We start from the raw sequence: 21,825 nt of genomic DNA, 5'->3' as shown, positions 1-21,825 counted from the left end.
CGCCGCGGCGCACACGGGGTGCGGGTTCGGGCGCGGAAGCCTCTGGCGCCGGCGGGCGCGGGTCCGTTGTGCCCACCCGTTCCGCCCCAGCGGAACGATTGCCCACAACGAGGGGGGACGCGGGCCCACAACGGGGCGGGCGCCGTACGGGCGGGTGGGCACCGCCCCGAGCGCGGGCCCGCGGCGGGGGCATCGTGACCCCGTCGTGTTCTTCTCGTTGATGCCCACGCGGGCCGGGGCGGCTGTGCGGAAACGTCTCCGCACAGCCGCCGGCCCCCGGGACACGGCGTCGACGGTGCGGAGGTCAGGTGGGACGGGCGAGGAAGTTCATGGCGGCGGTCGCGGGCGCGGTGATGGCGGTGTGCCCCCTCGTCGTCGCGCCGCCCGCGTACGCGGTCGTCGGCGGCCAGGAGGCGCGGCCCCATCAGTACCCGTTCATGGTGGGGCTCGTGGATCTGGAGGAGCGGCGGGTGATGTGCGGTGGGGCGCTCGTCGGCGAGCGGTACGTGCTCACCGCCGCGCACTGTCTGACCGGCTCGTACAGCAGCACCGCGCGCGTGGGCGTGCTCCTCGGCGACCACGACCTGACGCGTACGGACGACAGTCCGCACGCGGTGCTCGCGACCCCGGACGCCTTCCTCCCGCACCCCGGCTACGACCCCGCCACCCAGCGCGACGACATCGCGCTCGTCCGGCTGGCCGAGCCCGTGGTGTTCAACCGTGACGTGCGGCCGGTCGCCCTGCCCGCCCGGTACGCCCACGGCACCTTCGACCACACGCAGGTCGAGGCCCCCGGCTGGGGCACCACCTCGTTCGGGGGCCGTACCTCCGACGTCCTGCGGACCGTGCTCCTCGGCACCATGAGCAACCCGACGTGCGGGGCCCGGGGCATGTCCCAGGTCACCGCCGCCCAGCTCTGCACGTACGCGCCGGGCCGTGACACCTGCCAGTACGACTCCGGCGGCCCCCTGGTGCACACGGTCGCGGGGACGCCGTACGTGGTCGGCCTCGTCTCGTACGGGAAGGGGTGCGCGACCGACACCCCCGCCGTGAACACCCGGGTCTGGTCCTACCTCAGCTGGATCGGGAGGACGGCCGGGCGGCTGCCCCGCGCCTCATGAGGACGGTGTGGAGGAGCAGGGCGGCGGCGAGGCCGACGGCCCAGCCGTAGTCCGCCAGGGGCTTCAGGAAGGGGATCAGGCCGTTCTCGGGGAACGGGCCCGTTCCCGGCGCCGAGTGGGAGCCTCCGACCGCCAGGACGCCGCCGACCGCGAAGGCGAGGACGGCCGCCGGGTTCCAGCCGCCCCGGTACCAGTAGGGGCCGTCGGCCCGGTAGAGGCCTTCGAGGTCGAGGACGGTCCGGCGGACGAGCCAGTAGTCGGCGATGAGGATGCCCGCGACCGTGCCGAGGAGGCCGCCGACCAGGCCGAGCCAGGTGAAGATGTACAGCTCGGGGGTGGCGGTGAGCTTCCACGGCATGATGAGCACGCCGACGACGCCGGTGATCAGCGCGCCCGTACGGAAGTTCACCAGTCGCGGGGCGAGGTTGGCGAGGTCGTACGCCGGTGAGACCACGTTCGCCGCGATGTTCACCGACAGGGTGGCGACCAGGACCGTCACCAGGGCGAAGAGCAGGCCGAAGACGTTGTCGGTCTTCGCCGCGAGCGCCACCGGGTCCCAGACGGGCGCCCCGTACACGGCCTGCGAGCCCGAGGTGACGAGCACCGAGAGCAGGGCGAACAGGGTCATCGTGGTGGGGAGTCCGAGGCTCTGTCCCCAGACCTGCGCGCGCTGGCCGGCGCCGAAGCGGGTGAAGTCCGGGATGTTGAGGCTCAGCGTCGCCCAGAAGGCGATCATGCCCATGAGGGCGGGGAAGAAGACGGGCCAGAAGTCGGCGCCCCAGCCCAGTTTCGACGGCTGGTCGAGGAGCGGGCCGAGGCCGCCCGCCTTGACCGCGACCCAGACGAGGAGGGCGAGCGCGCCGACGATCACGAAGGGCGCGGCCCAGTTCTCGAAGCGGCGCAGGGCCTCCATCCCCCGGTAGATGATGGCCAGTTCGAGCGCCCAGAAGAGGACGAAGCAGAGCCACAGCGTCCACGGCTGGCCGCCGACCTTCGACGCCGACGCCCAGCCGCCGCCGAAGACCTTGTCGAGCAGGACGAAGACGCCCTGGCCGCCGATCCAGGTCTGGATGCCGAACCAGGCGCAGGCGACGCCGGCCCGGACGAGGGCGGGCAGATTGGCCCCGCGCAGTCCGAAGGAGGCGCGGGCGAGGACCGGGAAGGGGATGCCGTACTTCGGTCCGGCGTGCCCGGTGAGCAGCATCGGCACGAGGACGACGACGTTGGCCAGGGCGATGGTGAGGACGGCCTGCTTCCAGTCCATGCCGAGGGCGACGAGACCGGAGGCGAGCATCCAGGAGGGGATGTTGTGGGCCATGCCGACCCAGAGGGCGGCGAAGTTGTACGTCGTCCAGCGGCGCCCGGCCACGGGGACGGGGAGCAGGTCGTCGTTGACGAAGCGGGAGTCGGCGGGGGCCGTGCCGGGCGCGAGCTCGACACGGCCGTCACGGACGTCAAAGGGGCCTGGTCTGCCGGAGGATGCGGTTGCGGTCATGGACGGAACCCTTCGTTCGGGGACGCAAACGAGGCCGTGCGGGGCGTGGGGTTCTTGACCGTGCGGAGTCTTGTCCTACGGGGGCAGGGGCGTCAAGGGAAGCGGAACGGGCCCGTTGACGCCCGTTCACCTGTTCAGTGGGCTCCCTCGGCGGCCGCGGGGGCCTCGGGGGCCGCGGGGGTCTCCCCGCCGCATGTCGTACGGCCGAAGGAGCCGGTGGCGGTGGCGCGTTGGACGTGCCGGCCGTGCACGGCGAGGGTGCAGCTCGCCGTGCCGCCCTTCTCGCCGAGGGTGACCTGGACGATCGGAGCGGCGCCGACGGGGACGCTCACGGTCTTCTTCCACGGAAGCGTGGCGTTCGTGACCACGGTGGCCTTGTCGTCGTCGGGCCCCCGGTAGGAGATGTCGGCGATTCCTTCACCGAGCACCTCGTACGTCACGTCGGCGGCGGCCACGGTCCGCGCGGGTGCACCGTGCCCGGGCGCGGCCGGGTCCTCGGAGCCGAGCAGCCGGTACGTGCCGAACCCGCCGATGGCGAGGAGCAGTACCGCCGCTGCGGCGATGCCACGGCGACGCCGTGGCACATCGGGCACCTGCTCCGCCGGTTCTGCCAGTTCTTCCGTCGTGGACATGGCCGCGCTTTCGGTCGACTTGAAATTCGGCCTGGGTTATACACCATCCGAATACGTGAATGCCAGGCGGCCGACAAGTCCGGCATGGCGCGCTGAAACTCCGCAACCCGACCCTTGAAATGCCCCAATTGCGTGAGCGCTTGACGGGGCGTCGTCTCTGTGATGAACAATCCCCCCGCTGTGACCTGATCACGTCCGGCGAGGTCGCTTCCCACGCACGGGAGGTGGCCTGCTTTGGCATGCCCTGAGGCATGTCGTTCGAGGTCAGGTCCACCATCTCAAGATAGGGATTTGCGTGAGAATGAAATACGGGCGGGCGATAGCCTGCCTCGTGGTATCGGCGATCGCCGGTACCATGCTGCCACAAGTCGCTTACGCGGCACCGGTTTCGGGCGAAGGCGACGAGGGTATCGTCGACGCCTTCTCGGGCTGGTTCTCGGACGACGACGACAATGCCGAGCCGGCGAAGCCGGTCGAGCCCTCGACCGGTGGGACTCCCGTCCTGCCGAGCCGGGAGAAATTGCCGAAGGGCAAGGCGGCGCCGAAGCCGAAGCGGGTCGCGGAGCTGACCGGGAGGCGGACGGCGAACGCCCGCTACTGGCAGCTGTCCGACGGCCGGGTGCAGGCCGAGGTGTCGGCGGTGCCGACCGGCTACCGGGCGGGGAAGTCCTGGAAGGACATCGACCCCACCGTCGTCCCGACCCGGGACAAGGGCTTCGCCTTCGCCAACACGACGAACGCCGCGTCCAGCTGGTTCGGCTCGGACGCCGGAAAGCTGGTCCGGTTCGAGACCGCCGGCGGGCGTGCGGTGACCCTGGGCCTTGAGGGCGCGGGGAAGCTCGCGCCGGTCGCGGCCGGGGACACGGTCACCTACAAGGACGCGGTGTCCGGTGCGGACCTGTCGTACCAGGTGGGTCCGGGCCGGGTGAAGGAGAACATCGTCCTGGACGCCAAGCCGTCCGGTCCGGTGTCCTTCACCTTCACCCTGAACTCCGGCGGGCTGACGCCGAAGCAGAACAAGGACGGCTCGATCTCCTTCTACGGCGAGGGCGCGGACCCGGTCCTCGTCATCCCCGCCGCGTTCATGACGGACGCACGGAAGGACGCGAAGGCGCCGTACGGCTCCGGCTACAGCGGGAACGTCACCCAGAAGCTCACCAGGGCCGGCAAGGACTGGAAGCTGACGGTCACGCCGGACGCGACGTGGCTGGCCGCGCCCGAGCGCCGCTACCCGGTCACCATCGACCCGACGCTCTCGATCGCGCCGACGCCGACCACGGCGCAGGACGTGATGATCTCGTCGGACGGTGCGACGACGAACTACGACGACAACTGGCGCCTGTCGGTCGGCAACACCTCCACCGGCACCTCGCGTGCGCTGATCCGGTTCCCGGTCTCCAGCATCCCGGCCGGCACCAAGCTCGACTCGGCCGATCTGCGGCTGTACTTCGACCAGACCCACACCACCGGTGACACCGAGGTCCAGCTGGAGGCGCACCGCGCCACGCAGGCGTGGACCGAGTCCGGGGCGACCTGGAACAACGCCAACGCGATCACCGGCGAGCTGTCCGGCACCGCCGTCGTCGTCGACAACGGCGAGGCCGGTCGTACGGCAGCCGTCGGCGCCTGGCCGGCGTCGGGGAACACGGCGTACACGCAGTACGCGGTGAACCAGACGTACATGTACAACAAGGATTCGGTCGCGGGTGACACCTACACCTGGCAGCCGAGTCTTCCCGAGGACGGCACCTACCAGGTCGAGACGCACTACATCCCGGCCTCCGACCGTGCGACGAATGCGCCGTTCACCGTCACCTACGACGGCGGGACGAAGGCCTACACCGTCAACCAGCAGGCCGGCACCGCCGGCGTGTGGAAGACGCTGGGCTCGCATCCGTTCAAGGCCGGAACCCTCGGCAAGATCGTCCTCGGCGACGGCCCGGTCTCGACGACCACGTCCGTCATCGCCGACGCCGTCCGCTTCACCAAGGGCGGTGTCGTCACCAAGCAGGCCGGTGAGCTGAACACCTGGCACTCCTTCCCGGTGACGAAGACCGTCCAGTCCTGGATCGACGGCACGAACGTCAACAACGGCTTCGTGATCAAGGCCGGTGACGAGTCCGCGAACGGCCCCAAGGGCGGCCCGCGCTACGAGGGCTCGGAGTTCGGGTACGGCGGCGAGACCGCCAACTACCCGCGCCTGGTCCTCACGTTCGGCCGTCAGGGCGTCGACCTTTCCGCCCCGACCACGATCCACGACACCGGCGCCGAGCTGAGCTGGTCCGCCTACCAGGACAAGGACCCGATCGGCACCGGCGACGACATCGTCGAGTACCAGGTCCACCGGTCCGTCAGCCAGACCTTCACCCCCTCGGCCGCCACCCTCGTGGCCCCCGTCGCGCCGGGCACGACGTCGTTCACGGACACCTCCGCGACGCCGACGAAGGCCGACGACCCCGACCCGTTCGGCCGCGCGTACTACTACATGGTCGCGGTCAAGACGAAGGACGGGCAGGTCGTCGCCGCCCCCACCCAGCTCGTACGCCTGCCCAAGGCCGGCCGCACGACCAAGGTGCTGAACGCGACGCAGGACACCACCCTGTCCTCGGCGCAGACCACCCTCGCGCACGACACCATCGACGACGCCGGTCCGAAGAACTGGCTGTCGGTGGGAAACAACTCCGCCACCTACGGCGACACCCGCGCCCTGCTGAAGTTCCCGGCCCTCGGCATCCCCGCCACGGCCCGGGTCCTGGACGCCAACGTGCGCCTGTGGTCCACCCAGACCGCTCAGGACACCACCGGCGCCCTGTACGAACTGCGGCCGCTGACGCGTGACTTCGACGAGTCCGCCACCTGGGTCAAGGCCGACAGCGCCACGAACTGGACCACTCAGGGCGGCGACTTCGGCGCCGTGACGGCCGACACCGGCGCGATGACCAACGACCCGGCCCGTCACGACTGGAACGTCACCTCGCTGGCGCAGTCCTGGGTGACCACCCCCGCGTCCCAGAAGGGCGTCGTCCTGAAGATGGCCGACGAGGCCGCCTCGCAGGAGCGCACCCTGTTCCTGTCGTCCGAGGGCACCGAGCCCAGGCTCGCGCCGAGGCTCGTGGTCACGTACGTCGACTCGACCACGGAGTCGACGTACTACGCGCCGCAGACCCCGGCCCGTATGACGCCGAACAGCGACTACACGGTCGACTTCACCCTCACCAACACCACCGCCTCCACCTGGACCTCGGCCGACAACGTCCTGACGTACAAGTGGGCTCTGCCCGACGGCACGGACGTGACCAACGGTGGCAACCAGGTGCAGACGGCGCTGCCGTCGAACGTCGCCCCGGGCGGCTCGGTCAGCCTGCAGGCGCAGCTGAAGACCCCGATCAACTCGGACAACGGCAACAAGCGCACCGACTACGTCCTGACCTGGGACGTCTACAACAAGACGACCGGCACCTGGACCTCGGGCACCTCCGGCATCCCGGGCCTGGCCCAGAACGTGGCCGTGGAGGACCCGACCTCCAACCAGCTCGGCATGGAGAAGTTCTACGTCTACACGGGCAAGAACACCGGTGCCGGCTCGACCCTGATGAACAACCTGGCGTCGGGCAACACCGTCTGGCAGTACAACGCGTTCACCAACCCCGGCCGCGGAATCACCACCTTCGCCCGGTTCGCGTACAACAGCCAGGACACCTCCGACACCGTCTCGGGCTACGGCTGGTCCTTCCAGGCCTCCGGCCCGATCCGGCTCGGCGCGCCGCTGGAGTTCCACCCCAAGCCGAACCCGATCGAGATCCGTCTTCCCGACGGTGACGGCACCACGCACGTCTTCCGCTGGGACTCGGCCACGAGCTCCTGGAAGGCCCCGGCCGGCGTTCACTACAAGCTGTCCGCCAAGCCCGGTCTGGACTGCACCCCGCTGAAGGACCCGGTCCCGGACGCCTGGACGATGACCCGTCCGGACGGCACGCGGTTCGTGTTCGGCTGCGACGGCTACATGACGTCGGCGGTCGAGAAGAACGGCAACACGCAGACGTACACCTACGAGGAACGGAAGTCGAACAACAAGCCGACGAAGTTCCTGAAGTACGTCACCGACCCGGCCGGCCGCCAGTCGCTGACGGTCGAGTACTACTCCAAGGCCGACAGCAACAACCCGAAGATCATCGACCACATCAAGTCGATGACCGACATCTCGGGCCGCAAGGTCACCTTCGAGTACTCCGACAAGGGCCTGCTCACCAAGATCACCGACGGTGCGGGTTCCACCCAGCCGAAGGTCTTCGCCTTCGAGTACGACGCCACCCAGGGCAACAAGAACGTCAAGCTCGTCAAGACGACCGACCCGCGCGGCAACGCCACCTCGCTGGCGTACAACTACCCGCAGACCGGCGACGACCCGAAGTACCACTGGTGGACCAAGACGATCACCGACCGTCTCCAGGGCACCACGGGCTTCACGTACGCCGTGGACGCGGGCAATCCCAAGTTCACGGCCACCAAGGTGACCGACGCCGAGTCCCGCTCCTCCGACTACGTCACCGACGACTTCGGCCGTGCCGTCCAGTCGACGAACGCCAAGTCGCAGTCGATGAAGCTGTCGTGGGACGCGGACAACAACGTCACGTACACGGAGGAGGCCAACGGCGCCAAGACCGCTTACTGCTACGACCAGAAGACGGGCTTCCCGCTCTGGAAGCGCGACGCGGAGAACAACAAGGCGGGCGTGCCGGCCCAGAGCGAGTGCGCCCCGGGTGTCTACCCGGCGAACTCCTCGCAGTACGCGTACCAGACGCGTGCCGACGGCTACTCGGCCGACCTCTTCACCAAGACCTCTCCGGAGGGCCGGAAGTGGCAGTTCGGCTACGACACCTTCGGCAACCTGAAGACGGTCACCGACCCCAAGGGCGTCGCCACCGCGACGGCGGGTGACTACACCACGTCGTACGAGTACGACGCGTACGGCCAGCTGATCCGGGCCGTCGACGCCAACGGCAACGCGGACACCAACAGCGGCTTCGGGCCCACGGGCTTCCCGACGACGATGAAGGACGCGCTGAACAACTCGTCGACGTTCGTCTACGACGAGCGCGGTCAGGTCACGCAGGTCACCGACGCGCTCGGCAAGAAGACCACGCAGACGTACGACGTCTACGGCCGTCCGCTGGTCAAGACCGAGCCGAAGGACCAGGCCGCCGGTGATCTGATCACCGCTCCGGCCCCGGTGTACGACGCCAACGACAACGTCACCACCTCGACGGCGCCCAACGGCGCGGTGTCGACCGCCGTCTACGACGCGGCCGACCAGATGACCTCGGCGACCGAGCCGAAGTACACGCCGACGTCGGACGAGCGGAAGACGACGTACACCTACGACAAGGTCGGCAACCTCCTGACGACGACCGAGCCGAAGGGCACGCTGACCACCGCGGACGCGTCGGACTTCGTCACGACCAACTACTACAACGAGATCTACCAGCTCACCTCCGTCGTCAACGCGAACGGCGACAAGGTCAGCTACGAGTACGACAACGTCGGCAACACGATCAAGGTCGTCGACCCGAAGAAGAACAACACCCCCGACACGACCGACTACACCAGTCTGTCGGCGTACGACCTGAACCACCGGGCCACCTCGGTCACGGACGCCGCCGGCAAGACCACCAGGAAGGCCTACGACAAGGACAACCTGGTCGTCTCCACGACGGACGCCGAGAACAACACCACGCTCGTCAGCTACGACGAGCGCGGCAAGCAGACGGAGGTCAAGGTCCCGCGCAGCGGCACCTCGCCGATCGTCTACCGCACGACCCGGTACGAGTACGACCAGGTCGGCAACACCACCAAGGTGATCACCCCGCGCGCCGTCGAGGCGGGCACGACCACGGCGTTCACCTCCCGCACCGAGTACGACGCGCTGAACCGGCCGAAGCGCCGGTACCAGCCGTACGACCCGGCCGACGCCCGCTACAACGACCCGAACGTCTACACCGAGACCGAGTACGACGCCGTGGGCCGGGTCGCGAAGACCTCGATGCCGCCCTCGGAGGGGCAGACGGTCCGCAACGTCACCAAGGTCGACTACTTCGACAACGGCTGGACGAAGAGCTCCACGGACCCGTGGTCCATCTCGACCACCTACGACTACAACGCCCTGGGCCAGCAGACGGCCAGGACGCTGACGTCGGCGGGCGGCTCGTCCAACCGCACGATGACGTGGTCGTTCTACCCGGACGGCAAGGTCAAGTCCCGTTCCGACGACGGTGTTCCGGTCGGCAGGTCCGTCGTCCTGGTGGACAACTCCGACACCCAGGCGATCACCGCCACGGGCACCTGGGCCACCGGCGACATCACCGGGCAGCAGGGCTACGACCACCGCACCCACGCCGCCGGCGCGGGCACGGACGCCTTCACGTGGTCCCTCGACATCCCGAAGGACGGCACGTACACCGCGTACGTGATGTACCCGAAGGTGACCGGGGCCGCCACGACCGCCAAGTACACGCTCACCCACGGCACGACCACCGAACCGGCGGTCACCAAGGACCAGAACGCCGGCACCGGCACCTGGGTCAGCCTCGGCAGCTACGCCCTCAAGCAGGGCGAGAACACCAGGCTGAAGCTGGACCAGAACAGCGGCGGCACCGTCGTCGCCGACGGGGTCAAGCTGGTCCGTGACAACTCCGCGGAGACCGACAACGAGAAGCGGACCTTCACCTACTCCTACGACGTCAACGGCAACCTGACGACCATCGGCGACAGCTCGCCGGGGACGAAGGTCGACGCGTACGCCATCACCTACACGGGCCTCAACCAGGTCCAGAAGGTGACGGAGTCGCTGGCGGGCGTGGAGAAGAAGGCGACGTCGTACACGTACGACGCCAACGGCCAGTCGGAGACGGTCAGCCACCCGAGCCAGTTCTCCAAGTACACCTACGACCTGCGCGAGAAGGTCAAGTCGGTGTCCGTCGGCAAGTCCGCGACGGACAGCGACCCCAAGGTCACCTCGTACACGTACACCGACCGCGGTCAGAAGCTGAAGGAGACCAAGGACAACGGCAACACCGTCGACTACACCTACTACCTCGACGCGGCGCTGAAGTCGACGACGGAGAAGAAGGCGGACGGCACCACGCTCGTCGCCTCCCACACGTACTCCTACGACGCCAACGGCAACAAGTCGCAGGACGTCGCGAAGAAGATGAACGCCGACAACCGTGCGGCGTACCTCGACTCCACGACCGACCTCACCTACGACCCGGCCGACCGGCTCGCCAAGTCCGTGAAGACGGGCAACGGCGCCGCGACGGAGACGTACGTCCACGACAACAACGCCAACGTCGTCAGCCAGACCGTCAAGGGCGCGACCACCACGTTCCAGTACGACCGGAACAGGCTGCTGAGCACCTCGACGGCGGGCGTCGGCGCGAGCTACGCCTACGACCCGTTCGGCCGTCAGCAGTCGGTCAGCTCGGGCGGCAAGGTCATCGAGCGGAGCGTGTACGACGGCTTCGACCACGTCGTGGAGTCCCAGAAGCTGGACGCCGGCGGCGCGATGAAGTCGACGACGTACACCTTCGACCCGCTGGACCGCACCGCGTCGAAGACGGCGGACGGCAAGACCACCGACTTCGAGTACCTCGGCCTGTCCGGTGAGGTCCTCGACGAGAAGGTCGCCGGCGCGCTGACGAAGTCGTTCCAGTACAGCCCGTGGGGCGAGCGCCTCTCGCAGACCAAGCACAACGCGGACGGCACGACCGAGGACGGCTACTACGGCTACAACAGCCACACCGACGTCGAGACGCTGACCGACAAGAACGGCGACACCAAGGCCACCTACGGCTACACCGCCTACGGCAACAACGACGCCACCGAGTTCACCGGCATCGACAAGCCCGACGCGGCCGACCCCACCAAGGAGGAGTACAACCCCTACCGGTACAACGCCAAGCGCTGGGACGCCCAGTCCGGCACGTACGACATGGGCTTCCGCGACTACAACCCGGGCCTCAACCGCTTCACCACCCGGGACATGTACAACGGCGCCCTCGCCGACATGAAGCTCGGCGCCGACCCGTACACCAACAACCGGTACGCCTTCGGCGGCGGCAACCCCACCAGCCTCGTCGAGCTGGACGGCCACTTCCTCTTCGCGATCCCGGCCATCTACTGGGCGGGGGCGGCACTCGTCACCGCCCTGTACGCGGCGACGCCGCAGGGCCAGCAGAACCTTCGGGACGCGGGGACGGCCCTGGGCAGCATGCTGATGCCGTCCCCGGACGTCGACTCCGACGACGACGACTCGTCCAGCAACGAACCGCGACCGAGTCCCACCCCGCAGCCGTCGCCGGGCCCCCAGCCCCGGCCCGCGCCGCGGACCACGGACACCAACAACCCGACGTGCGACCCGATGCCGCTGATCGACGGCGGACGGGTCTACGGCGGCCTGGAGGAGTACACCGACCACCAGGGCAACAAGGGCTGCCGGGCGACCGGTGCCTGGGCGTTCCTCACCAAGGCCGACCGCAGGTCGCGCACCGGTGCCGGCGGTCTGCCCAAGTGCCCCGAGTGCGAGCCCTCCGTCCAGCCGGACGGCATGGGTGAGATCGCGGCCGGCGGCGGAAACCCGCAGGCAGGGCACCTGATAGGTTACTGGGGCAAGGGCACCGGAGGGGACATCCGGAACCTGGTCGCACTGCACGGCAGGGCGAACGCCAGGATGGCCAGCAAGGTGGAAGCCTTCGGCTGGAAGCACCTGACCGGTGACAACAAACTGTTCATGTCGGTCGTGCCCATCTACGGTGACCCGCACTCGGCCGTTCCCACGCTCGTCCAGGTGGGCATGACCGCGTACGGGCCGCAGGGGGACATCGTGGAGCAGTACTCCTGCACGGCGATCAACTCCAGCACCGGCATCGGCTCGACCTGCTAGAAGGGGCTTAGAGGTGGCAACGCTTTCGGACATACGGGCCCTGTTGGGCGAACCCCGGTTCAACTGGTCGGACCCGGCGCCGTGGACGGCGCTCGAGCAGGAGCTCGGCGTCGAATTCCCCGCGGACTTCCACGAGATCGTGGACGCCTACGGTTCGATCTCGATCAACGGGCAGCTGTATCTGAAGCACCCCGCCAGTCATCTTCTGCACGATCTGGGAACGATGATCAAGCAGGACCTCGAGTTCTGGCGCGAGGAGGACATGGCCGAGTTCCTGCCGAGTCGGGCAGGGACGGGCCCCGGTGAACTGCTGCCGGTGGCGACGGCCACGACGGGGGAGATGGTCTTCCTCCGCGTCCCCGACGAGCCCTCTTCGCCCTGGCGCGTCCTGGTCCAGGAGATGGACAGTCCGTCATGGACCCTCTACGAGATGACGTTCGGCGAGTGGCTGCTCGCCTATCTCAAGGGGAGGGACGTGACGTTGTGCGCCCGCGACCGTGCGCCTGACGGGCCGTCCTACGAGTTCCTTCCCTGATCCCGCACGGGATCGACGGAGCCCCGCCACCCAGTGGCGGGGCTCCTGTCGTTCCCGGTCCGGCCGCAGGTCGGGGAGTGCCACTCGCCGGCCATCGACCGGCAATGCCCGGGCATAGGGATCCTTCGGGAACGGCTCCGCCTATGTCCCCCCTCGACACTGACTATTGGAATCCGCGTCAGGCGATCGCATAGCTTTCCGTCATCACCGCACGGCCCTCACCGTAAGGAAATGGAAATGAGCTCGGACATCGCAGGCGTCAGGATCCCGGACAGTCGGATCGCCAAGGAGGCCACCGACCTCATCCGTGAGGCCACCGACGACCTGATCTACCACCATTCGCGCCGCGTCTACGTGTGGGGCGCGCTCCAGGGGCGGAACCGCGGCCTCGCCTTCGACGAGGAACTGCTGTACGTCTCGGCCATGTTCCACGACCTCGGGCTGACCGAGCCGTACCGGGACAACGACCAGCGGTTCGAGATCGACGGCGCGGACGAGGCGCGCGCGTTCCTGATCGGCCACGGCGTCGACGAGGACCGGGCCCGTATCGCCTGGGAGGCCGTCGCCCTGCACACCACCCCGGAGATCCCCTCCCGGATGGCCCCCGAGATCGCCCTGGTGACCGCCGGCGTTGAGCTCGACGTCCTCGGCATCGGCTACCACGACGTGTCCGACGAGGTCCGCGCCGCCGTGGTGGCCGCCCACCCGCGGCCCGACTTCAAGCGGCGGATCCTCCAGGCCTTCAACGACGGCATCACCCGCCGTCCGGCCACGACCTTCGGAAACGTCAAGGCCGACGTCCTGGCGAGGTTCACCGAGGGCTACGTACGGCCGGACTTCGTCGAGGTCATCGAGAACTCCGACTGGGCCGCGTAGGAGAGGGCCGCGCAGGCGTCGCCGATCCTCGTACACTTCTCGGCGGTCCCGGCCGTCCCCGGGCCGTCGGGGCAGGCATGGACCACGCCGAACGGCGCGCCATGCGAGGAGCCGGAGACAGGGGGCCGGCGACGTGATGCAACTGGCATGGCTGCAGACCTTCATGGCGGTCTACCACACGGGGTCCTTCACCAAGGCGGCGCGCGAGCTCGGCGTGACCCAGCCGACGGTGACCCAGCAGATCAGAAGCATGGAGCTGGAGATCGGGCACCGGCTCTTCGAACGCACCACGCGGGGAACGGTCCCCACCCCCCGCGCGACGATCCTCGCCCAGGACGTGCGGGAGTCGATGATCTCGCTCAACGCGGCGATCGACCGGCACTTCACGCCCATCGACCAGAACCGCCCGCTGCGGCTCGGGACGACCGCGGAGCTCGCCGCGAGCAGGGTGGTGCCGCCGCTCGCGCGGCTGGTGGCGGACGGGACGGACGTACGGGTGCTGACCGGGGTGAGTCACGAGCTGCTGTCCCGGCTCGGCGAGGGCTTCCTGGACATGGTCATCTCCACCACGCGCCCCCGGCGGCGCGGGATCGAGGCGACGCCGTTGTGCGACGAGGAGCTGGTGCTCGTCGCCTCCCCGCGGCTGGCCGAGGAGATGTTCCCCGACGGGCCCGGGACGGGGACCGGCCGGGAACCGTCCAAGGCCGTGCTGATCACGTACGCGGAGACGCTGCCGCTGGTACGGGAGTACTGGCGCGTCGTCTTCGACCGCGAACCCGACATCCACATCGGGGCGGTCGTCCCCGACCTCCGGGCCATCCTGGCGGCGGTCGCGGCCGGCGCCGGGATCTCCGTACTGCCTCGCTGCCTGTGCGAGGAGGCCCTCGCGGAGGGTGCGGTCGTCCCCCTGCTCCGGCCGGAGGTCCCGCCCATCAACACCCTGTACCTGGCGGTGCGCAACGGGGCTCTCCAGGACTACCGGCTCTCCCGGATCCACAGCGAGCTGTTGCGCACGGCGCAGCACTGGACCTGACTCCGGGTGCCGCACGCGGATGCCTCAGAGCTTCTCCAGCCGTCCACGGGCCGCTTCCACGGAGCGGCCGCGGCGCAGCTCCCGTCCCCAGGGGTCGTCGGTCTCCAGGCGCTCGTCGATGGTGCCGAGCGTCCAACGCCGCGGGGTGAGGTCGGCGTCGTCCAGTTCGTCCCAGCTCAGCGGGGTGGCGACCGGGGCGCCGGGCAGGGCGCGGACGGCGTAGGGGGTGACGGCGGTCTGGCCGTAGCCGTTGCGCTGGATGTCGAGGTAGAGCCGTCCCTTGCGGGCCTGCTTGCGCGGCGCGGTGGTGAGCTGCTCCGGGTGCCGGTCGGCGAGCAGCTCGGCCACGTCGCGGGCGAACGCGCGAACGGCGTCGAACGCGGCGTGGCGGTCGAGCGGGACCAGGACGTGCAGGCCGCGGGAGCCGGTGGTCATCAGGGCCGCGGGCAGTTCGAGCTCGTCGAGCAGCTCGCGCAGCAGGGTGGCGGCCCGTCTGACCGCTTCGAAGTCCTCGCCAAGGGGGCGCCCCCGGCCGGAGGCTGGGGGAGGATCGAGGTCGAAGACCAGCCGGTCGGGGTGGTCGGGCCGGTCGGCCTTGGACAGCCAGCGGTGCGGGGTGATGCACGCCTGGCCGACCAGGTAGAGCAGGGTGGCCGCGTCGTCGCAGACCGGGTAGGTGACGGTGCCGTCCTCCTTGGGCAGCTCCTTGCGGTGGATCCAGTCCGGGAAGTAGTCGGGGGTGTCCTTCTGCATGAAGCGGCCGTCCTCGATGCCGTCGGGATGGCGCTCCAGCATCAGCGGACGTCCGCGCAGGTGCGGCAGGATGCGCGGGCCGACCCGGCGGTAGTAGTCGGCGAGGTCGGCCTTGGTGATGCCGTCGTCGGGGAAGAGTTCCTTCTCGGCCCGTTTGATCTCGACGGTCCGGCCGCTCACGCGGATGTCGGCGGTGGTCATGCCGTTCCTCCTCTACCGCCCCCGCGACTACCCCGCCGGTCCGGTTCCGACACGCTCGGTGCGACGGCGATGGTGCGGGGGCCGGAACGGCCGTGCGGGGTGGGAGGAGCCCCGGGGGGTACGGGTCAGGCGGTGAGTACGGGGATGATCTCGGAGCCGTACGCGTCGATGGTGCCCTCCCGGTTGTCGTGCATGTCGTAGACGGCGAACTGGTCGACGCCCAGCTCCTTGAGGTGCCGCAGTTTCTCGATGTGGGCCTCGGCGGGGCCGATGAGGCAGAAGCGGTCGACGATCTCGTCGGGGACGAAGGCGGTGTCGGGGTTGTCGGCGCGGCCGTGGTGGCTGTAGTCGTAGCCCTGCCGGTCCTTGATGTACGCGGTGAGCTCCTCCGGGACCATGGAGGAGTGCTCCCCGTACTTGGCGACGAGGTCGGCGACGTGGTTGCCGACCATCCCGCCGAACCAGCGGCACTGGTCGCGGGCGTGGGCCAGCGCCGCCGGGGAGTCGTCGGCCGTCACGTACGCGGGGGCGGCGACGCAGATCGTGAGCGCGTCGGGGTCGCGGCCGGCCTCCCGCGCGGCCTCCCGGACGGCCTTGACCATCCACTCGGTGAGGAAGGGGTCGGCGAGCTGGAGGATGAAGCCGTCCGCCTTCTGCCCGGCCAGGGCGAGCGCCTTCGGGCCGTACGCCGCCATCCACACCGGCAGCTTCCCGTTCTTGATCCACGGGATGCGGATCGGGTTGCCGTCCACCTCCGCCTCCCGCCCCTCGGCGAGGTCGCGGATGACCTCGATGGCCTCGCCGAGCCGGGCCAGGGTGTTGGGCTTGCGGCCGGCGACGCGCATGGCGGAGTCGCCGCGGCCGATGCCGCAGACGGTCCGGTTGCCGTACATGTCGTTGAGGGTGGCGAAGGTGGAGGCGGTCACCTCCCACGTCCGCGTCCCGGGGTTGGTCACCATCGTGCCCACGTGCAGCTTGGTGGTGTTGGCGAGGATCTGGCTGTAGATGACGAAGGGCTCCTGCCACAGCACGGCGGAGTCGAAGGTCCAGCCGTACCGGAAGCCGTTGCGCTCCGCCCGGCGCATCAGGCCGACGACCTGCGAGACGGGCGGGTCGGTCTGCAGGACGAGTCCGAAGTCCAACGTCGTTCTCCTAGTTCAGGTACTGGCAGGTGGAGCGGGGGGTGAAGACGCCGTGTCCGGCGCGACCGGTGAACTTCCGCTGGTCGATGACGACCTCGCCCCGGGACAGGACGGTCTCGACCTGGCCGGTGATCGTCTTCCCCTCGTACGCGGAGTAGTCGACGTTCATGTGGTGGGTCTCGACCGACAGGGTCTGGACGGCGTGCGGGTCGTAGATGACGATGTCCGCGTCGGCGCCGGGCGCGATGGTGCCCTTCTGCGGGTAGAGCCCGAACATCCGCGCCGGGGTCGCGCAGGCGATCTCGATCCAGCGGCGCCGGGAGATGTGCCCGTCCACGACGGCCTGGTGGAGCAGGTCCATGCGGTTCTCCACGCCCGGCAGACCGTTGGGGATCTTGGAGAAGTCGCCCCGCCCCAGCTCCTTCTGGCCGACGAAGCAGAACGGGCAGTGGTCGGTGGAGACCACCTGGAGGTCGTTCGTCCGCAGGCCCCGCCACAGCGCCGCCTGGTGCTCCTTGGGGCGGAGCGGGGTCGAGCAGACGTACTTGGCGCCTTCGAAGTCCGGTTCCGCGAGGTTGTCGGTGGAGAGGAACAGGTACTGCGGGCAGGTCTCGCCGAAGACCGGCAGCCCCTTGTCGCGGGCCGCCGCCAGCTCCGCCACGGCCTCCTGGGCCGACACGTGCACGACGTACAGCGGGGCGCCCGCGACCCGGGCGAGCTGGATCGCGCGGTGGGTGGCCTCCGCCTCAAGCAGGGCCTTGCGGACCTCGCCGTGGTAGCGGGGGTCGGTCTCGCCGCGGGCGAGGGCCTGCTCGACGAGGACGTCGATCGCGATGCCGTTCTCGGCGTGCATCATGATCAGCCCGCCGTTGTCGGCGGAGCGCTGCATGGCGCGCAGGATCTGCCCGTCGTCGCTGTAGAAGACGCCGGGGTAGGCCATGAAGAGCTTGAAGGAGGTGATGCCCTCCTGGACGAGCTTGTCCATCTCCTTGAGCGTCTGCTCGTTGACGTCGGAGAGGATCATGTGGAAGGCGTAGTCGACGGCGCAGTTGCCGTCGGCCTTGGCGTACCAGGTGTCGAGTCCTTCGCGGAGGCTGTGGCCGACGCTCTGGACGGCGAAGTCGACGATGGTGGTGGTGCCGCCCCAGGCGGCGGCGCGGGTGCCGGTCTCGAAGGTGTCGGAGGCGAAGGTGCCGCCGAAGGGCAGTTCCATGTGGGTGTGGGCGTCGACGCCGCCGGGCAGCACGTAGCGGTCGGTGGCGTCGATGGTCCGGGCGGCGGTCCAGCCGGCCGCGACGTCCGAGCCGTGGGCGGCGAGGGCGACGACGCGGCCGTCCTCGATCAGTACGTCGGCGTGGACTTCGTCGGCGGCGGTGACGACGAGACCGCCGCGGATGAGGGTACGGGTGCTCACGGGACTACTCCCCTGCCAACTAGAGCGACCTGAGGGCCTGTTCGAGGATCGCTGCGCCCTCCTCGGCCTCGGAGACGGTGAGCGAGAGCGGTGGGGCGATGCGCAGGGTGCTGGTGTTGTGGGCGCCGCCCTTGCCGATGAGCAGGCCGTTCTCGCGGGCGGCCTCCAGGACGGCGCCGGCCGCGTCCGGGTTCGCCCGGTCGGTGCCGGGTTCGGTGAGCTCGATGCCGATCATGAGGCCGCGGCCGCGTACCTCCCGTACCTCCGCGACCCCGGCCGCCGCCGCGCGGACGCGTTCGATGAGGAGGCCGCCGACGCGTCGGGCGTTGCCCTGGAGGTCGTGCTCCAGGAGGTACGAGAGGTTGGCGAGGCCGGCGGCCATGGTGATCGGCGAACCGCCGAAGGTGGAGATCGAGCTGGCGTCGAGGCAGTTCATGATCTCGGCGCGGGCGACGACCCCGCCGACGGACATGCCGTTGCCGATGCCCTTGGCGAAGGTGAGGATGTCGGGCGGTCCGGCCTGGCCGTGGGCCTGCCAGCCCCAGAAGTGGTCGCCGGTGCGGCCCCAGCCGGTCTGCACCTCGTCGGAGATCCAGAGGATGCCGTGCCGGTCGAGGACGCGGCGGAAGGCGGCGTAGAGGCCGTCGGGCGGGGAGGTGAAGCCGCCGACGCCCTGGATCGGTTCGGCGATGAGGGCGGCGACGCCCGCGCGGGTCTGGCCGAGCACGTCCTCCAGGTCGGCGACGCAGGCCTCGATGAACCGCTCGTCGGTGAGCCCGGCGTACGGGCCGCGGCCGCGGACGCCGCCGTGCACGTACAGCGTCTGCAGCGGGGAGAGGCCGGTGGTCGACCAGGTGCGGTTGCCGGTGATGCCGACGGTGGAGAAGGAGCGGCCGTGGTAGCTGTTGCGCATCGCCAGGATCTGGTTGGAGCGGCGGTACGCGGTGGCGAGGAGGAGGGCCGTGTCGTTGGCCTCGGTGCCGGAGGTGGTGAAGAAGACCCGGGCGTCGGGGATGCCGGAGAGGCCGGCGACGCGCTCGGCGAGCTCCACCATGGGGCGGTTGAGGTAGAGCGTCGAGGAGTGGATGATCCGCCCGGCCTGCTCGGAGACGGCCTTGGTGACCTCGGGCAGGGCGTGGGCGGTCATGGTGGTGAGGATGCCGCCGAAGAAGTCGAGGTACTTGCGGCCCTCGGCGTCCCAGACGTGGCGGCCCTCGCCGTGGGTGATCTCCAGGGGGTCGCGGTAGTAGAGGGCGACCCAGTCGGGGATGACGGCCTTGTGCCGGGCGTACAGGCTGGTCACGGCTGCACCAGCCCGTCGTACGCGTCGGGGCGGCGGTCCCGGTAGAAGGCCCACTGCTGGCGGACCTGCTCGATGAGGCCGAAGTCGAGGTCGCGGACGACGAGTTCCTCGGCCTTGTCGGAGGCGACCTCGCCGACGAACTGGCCGCGCGGGTCGACGAAGTAGCTGGTGCCGTAGAAGTCGTTGTCTCCGTACTCCTCGATGCCGACGCGGTTGATGGCGGCGACGAAGTACTCGTTGGCGACGGCGGCGGCGGGCTGCTCCAGCTGCCACAGGTAGGAGGAGAGGCCGCGGTGGGTGGCCGAGGGGTTGTAGACCAACTGGGCTCCGTTGAGTCCGAGTTGGCGCCATCCCTCCGGGAAGTGGCGGTCGTAGCAGATGTAGACGCCGACCCGTCCGACGGCGGTGTCGAAGACCGGCCAGCCGGCGTTCCCCGGGCGGAAGTAGTACTTCTCCCAGAAGCCCTTGACCTGGGGGATGTGGTGCTTGCGGTACTTGCCGAGGTAGGAGCCGTCGGCGTCGATGACGGCCGCGGTGTTGTAGTAGAAGCCGGCGTCCTCGATCTCGAAGACGGGGACGACGATCACCATGCCGGTCTCGCGGGCGAGGTCCTGCATCCGACGGACGGTCGGCCCGTTGGGGACGGGCTCGGCCCAGCGGTAGTGCTCGGGCTCCTGGACCTGGCAGAAGTAGGGGGCGTTGAACACCTCCTGGAAGCCGATCACCTGGGCACCCTGCCGGGCGGCCTCCCGGGCGTGCTCCTCGTGTTTGGCGATCATGGATTCGGTGTCGCCGGTCCAGGTCGCCTGGACGAGCGCGGCGCGTACGACGTCGGTCATGAGCTGCTCCTTCGGCACGGCGTCAGAGAGCCTCTACGCACGTAGACGCGATGCGTAGGAGGAGAACGTAAGCCCCGTCACACCCCGGAGCAAGACCGCCGCCGCGAAGCGGTCGGGTCGATCATGTTTCATACCCGAGTGGTCCACGTCGGACACGTACCGACACGTACTGACCAGTACGGATAAGGTCCCGCCCCGGGTCACGCCCCGGCCAGGCCCGCCACCCGCAGGGCGTGGAGCAGGTCGCGCTCCCGGGACGCGGACACCGCACGGGCCGCGGCGAGGAGCTGCGGGACGAGGCCGTGCGGGTCCGCGGCCGCGAGCCGGGCGCCGTCCTCGGGGGTGCGGGCGCGGACGAACGCGGTGAGCAGGGCGTGCGCCTCGCGGTGGTGGTCCTCGGCGTGCAGCGCGGCGCACGCCCCGGCCAGCTCCTCGACCGGGCGGGCCACGCCCTGCCGGAGCAGCTGCTCGCAGTCGGCCGCCCGGCCCGCGTCGGCGAGCACGCCCGCGACGGCGGCGAGCCGGGCGGGCGGCAGCGAGGCCGCCTCCCAGAGCAGGGTGGCCCAGTCGGCGCCGAGACCGGCCCGGTGCAGCTCCGCCGCGAGGGCCGGCAACCGGCCCGGGGGTCCTTCGAGCGCCTCGCAGAGCAGCACGTGGGCCTCGCCGCTGCGGCCCTGCGACCGGAGGCGCCGGAGGGCGTAGACCGCGTTGGCCGCGGCGCGGAGGGCTTCGGCGGGGTCCGGGGCGGGGACCTCGGGTGCGGCGACGGGTTCGGCGACGCCGCCGAACCGGGCCCCACGGGGAGCCGCGCCCCTGGCCGGGAGGCCCGGCGGCGGCGCCACCACCTCCGCCACCTCCTCGGCACTCTCCTCCAGCCAGGCGTACCGGGCCCCCCGGGGCCGCCGCTTGGCCTTGCCGGGCCGCGCGGCGGCTGCGGGCGGCGCGGCGGCGGGGATCGGCTGCGCGCCCGCCGCCCGGCCGGCGGCTCCGGTCCGGGTTCCGGGCGCCTCGATGCGGCCCGCCGCCCGTGGCGTCGTCGCCCCCAGTCGGGCCAGCCTCCCCGTCAGCTCCCTGACGCGGGCCGTCGCCCTCGCGTGGTCGTCGCGGGTCCACGCGAGGTCGTGTTCCAGGCGGGACGCCTCCGCCGGGTCCGGGGTCGTGCGCAGCCGCTCGGCGAGTTCACGGCTCCGGGTCTCGGCGTACCGGCGTTCGTCCTCCATGAGGTCCCGGCGTTCGGCGAGGGCCTCCGCTCCGCCGGGCCGCCCGTCGTGGGCGCCCGCGGCCGCCGCGTACAGGATCCGGCCGCGGGCGGCGAACGGGCCGTCGAGGGCCTCCCGGGCGTCCTGGAGGAGGGACTCGACGACGTCCCAGGGCAGGATGTCGGCCCCGTCGAGGCAGGCGCGCAGGCCCTCCGGATCGCGTGCGGCGAAGACCCCGTACCAGCCGCCGTCCGGCCGGAGGCGGCCGACGAGCTCCGTCAGCCAGCCCCTGAACGTGGCGACTTCCACCGGGAGTTGATACACCGTCATGCGCTCCGCACCTG

The 21,825-nt window shown here is 70.1% G+C and carries 13 protein-coding genes; 5 read left to right on the top strand and 8 right to left on the bottom strand.

The annotated features are described in order from the left end of the window. Window positions 1–308 precede the first annotated feature (308 nt). The gene (locus tag SVTN_RS30660) at window positions 309–1,121 is read left to right on the top strand and encodes a serine protease (protein ID WP_245727689.1); all 813 of its coding nucleotides are present in this window, start codon (window positions 309–311) and stop codon (window positions 1,119–1,121) included. Here SVTN_RS30660 and SVTN_RS30655 read toward each other — a convergent pair. Both SVTN_RS30655 and SVTN_RS41515 read right to left on the bottom strand, forming a co-directional pair. Further along, window positions 1,075–2,616: an NCS1 family nucleobase:cation symporter-1 gene (locus tag SVTN_RS30655; protein ID WP_041132004.1), complete on the bottom strand. Its 1,542-nt coding sequence runs from the start codon at window positions 2,614–2,616 to the stop codon at window positions 1,075–1,077. The genes SVTN_RS30660 and SVTN_RS30655 overlap by 47 nt on opposite strands. Before the next feature lie 134 nt (window positions 2,617–2,750). After that, window positions 2,751–3,248 (bottom strand): MmpS family transport accessory protein, encoded by a 498-nt coding sequence (locus SVTN_RS41515; RefSeq protein ID WP_063782293.1) that lies wholly within the window; start codon window positions 3,246–3,248, stop codon window positions 2,751–2,753. A 355-nt stretch (window positions 3,249–3,603) separates the two neighbouring features. Here SVTN_RS41515 and SVTN_RS30645 point away from each other — a divergent pair, with 355 nt between their 5' ends. The 4 genes from SVTN_RS30645 (at window position 3,604) to SVTN_RS30630 (ending at window position 14,630) form a co-directional block, all read left to right on the top strand. Continuing rightward, window positions 3,604–12,186 carry a golvesin C-terminal-like domain-containing protein gene (locus SVTN_RS30645; protein ID WP_245727688.1) on the top strand — a complete coding sequence of 2,861 codons (8,583 nt, stop codon included), beginning with the start codon at window positions 3,604–3,606 and terminating at the stop codon, window positions 12,184–12,186. 13 nt (window positions 12,187–12,199) lie between these two features. After that, window positions 12,200–12,721: an SMI1/KNR4 family protein gene (locus SVTN_RS30640; protein WP_041132003.1), complete on the top strand. Its 522-nt coding sequence runs from the start codon at window positions 12,200–12,202 to the stop codon at window positions 12,719–12,721. Window positions 12,722–12,958: 237 nt separating this feature from the next. Then, window positions 12,959–13,597 (top strand): HD domain-containing protein, encoded by a 639-nt coding sequence (locus SVTN_RS30635; RefSeq protein ID WP_041132002.1) that lies wholly within the window; start codon window positions 12,959–12,961, stop codon window positions 13,595–13,597. Window positions 13,598–13,733: 136 nt separating this feature from the next. After that, a complete protein-coding gene (locus SVTN_RS30630; protein ID WP_041132001.1) occupies window positions 13,734–14,630 on the top strand; it encodes a LysR family transcriptional regulator in 897 nt (298 codons plus the stop codon). A 24-nt stretch (window positions 14,631–14,654) separates the two neighbouring features. On the opposite strand, the gene ligD is transcribed toward SVTN_RS30630, so the two are convergent. From ligD to SVTN_RS30600, 6 genes are all read right to left on the bottom strand, one after another. Then, window positions 14,655–15,584 (bottom strand): non-homologous end-joining DNA ligase, encoded by a 930-nt coding sequence (gene ligD, locus SVTN_RS30625; protein WP_041132000.1) that lies wholly within the window; start codon window positions 15,582–15,584, stop codon window positions 14,655–14,657. A 125-nt stretch (window positions 15,585–15,709) separates the two neighbouring features. Next, window positions 15,710–16,726, bottom strand: coding sequence for a TIGR03842 family LLM class F420-dependent oxidoreductase (locus SVTN_RS30620; RefSeq protein WP_041131999.1), 1,017 nt, complete (start codon window positions 16,724–16,726; stop codon window positions 15,710–15,712). Window positions 16,727–16,736: 10 nt separating this feature from the next. Continuing rightward, window positions 16,737–18,140, bottom strand: coding sequence for a dihydropyrimidinase (hydA, locus tag SVTN_RS30615; RefSeq protein ID WP_041131998.1), 1,404 nt, complete (start codon window positions 18,138–18,140; stop codon window positions 16,737–16,739). A 19-nt stretch (window positions 18,141–18,159) separates the two neighbouring features. Beyond that, entirely contained in the window at window positions 18,160–19,443 is a 1,284-nt protein-coding gene (locus tag SVTN_RS30610) for an aspartate aminotransferase family protein (RefSeq protein WP_041131997.1), read from the bottom strand. After that, window positions 19,440–20,282, bottom strand: coding sequence for a nitrilase-related carbon-nitrogen hydrolase (locus tag SVTN_RS30605; protein ID WP_041131996.1), 843 nt, complete (start codon window positions 20,280–20,282; stop codon window positions 19,440–19,442). Before SVTN_RS30605 ends, SVTN_RS30610 begins: the two co-directional genes overlap by 4 nt. A gap of 200 nt (window positions 20,283–20,482) precedes the next feature. Continuing rightward, entirely contained in the window at window positions 20,483–21,811 is a 1,329-nt protein-coding gene (locus tag SVTN_RS30600; protein WP_041131995.1) for a hypothetical protein, read from the bottom strand. Window positions 21,812–21,825 lie beyond the last annotated feature (14 nt).

The organism is Streptomyces vietnamensis (assembly GCF_000830005.1).
In the GTDB taxonomy this organism is placed as follows: Bacteria; Actinomycetota; Actinomycetes; order Streptomycetales; family Streptomycetaceae; genus Streptomyces; species Streptomyces vietnamensis.
This window is presented reverse-complemented; position numbering and strand designations above follow the sequence as displayed.

What these genes read in the sequence shown, in the direction of transcription:
- SVTN_RS30655 (WP_041132004.1), bottom strand. Translation starts at nt 2,616, where the DNA reads ATGACCGCAACCGCATCCTCCGGCAGACCAGGCCCCTTTGACGTCCGT.
- SVTN_RS41515 (WP_063782293.1), bottom strand. Translation starts at nt 3,248, where the DNA reads ATGTCCACGACGGAAGAACTGGCAGAACCGGCGGAGCAGGTGCCCGAT.
- SVTN_RS30645 (WP_245727688.1), top strand. Translation starts at nt 3,604, where the DNA reads ATGCTGCCACAAGTCGCTTACGCGGCACCGGTTTCGGGCGAAGGCGAC.
- SVTN_RS30635 (WP_041132002.1), top strand. Translation starts at nt 12,959, where the DNA reads ATGAGCTCGGACATCGCAGGCGTCAGGATCCCGGACAGTCGGATCGCC.
- SVTN_RS30630 (WP_041132001.1), top strand. Translation starts at nt 13,734, where the DNA reads ATGCAACTGGCATGGCTGCAGACCTTCATGGCGGTCTACCACACGGGG.
- ligD (WP_041132000.1), bottom strand. Translation starts at nt 15,584, where the DNA reads ATGACCACCGCCGACATCCGCGTGAGCGGCCGGACCGTCGAGATCAAA.
- SVTN_RS30605 (WP_041131996.1), bottom strand. Translation starts at nt 20,282, where the DNA reads ATGACCGACGTCGTACGCGCCGCGCTCGTCCAGGCGACCTGGACCGGC.
- SVTN_RS30600 (WP_041131995.1), bottom strand. Translation starts at nt 21,811, where the DNA reads ATGACGGTGTATCAACTCCCGGTGGAAGTCGCCACGTTCAGGGGCTGG.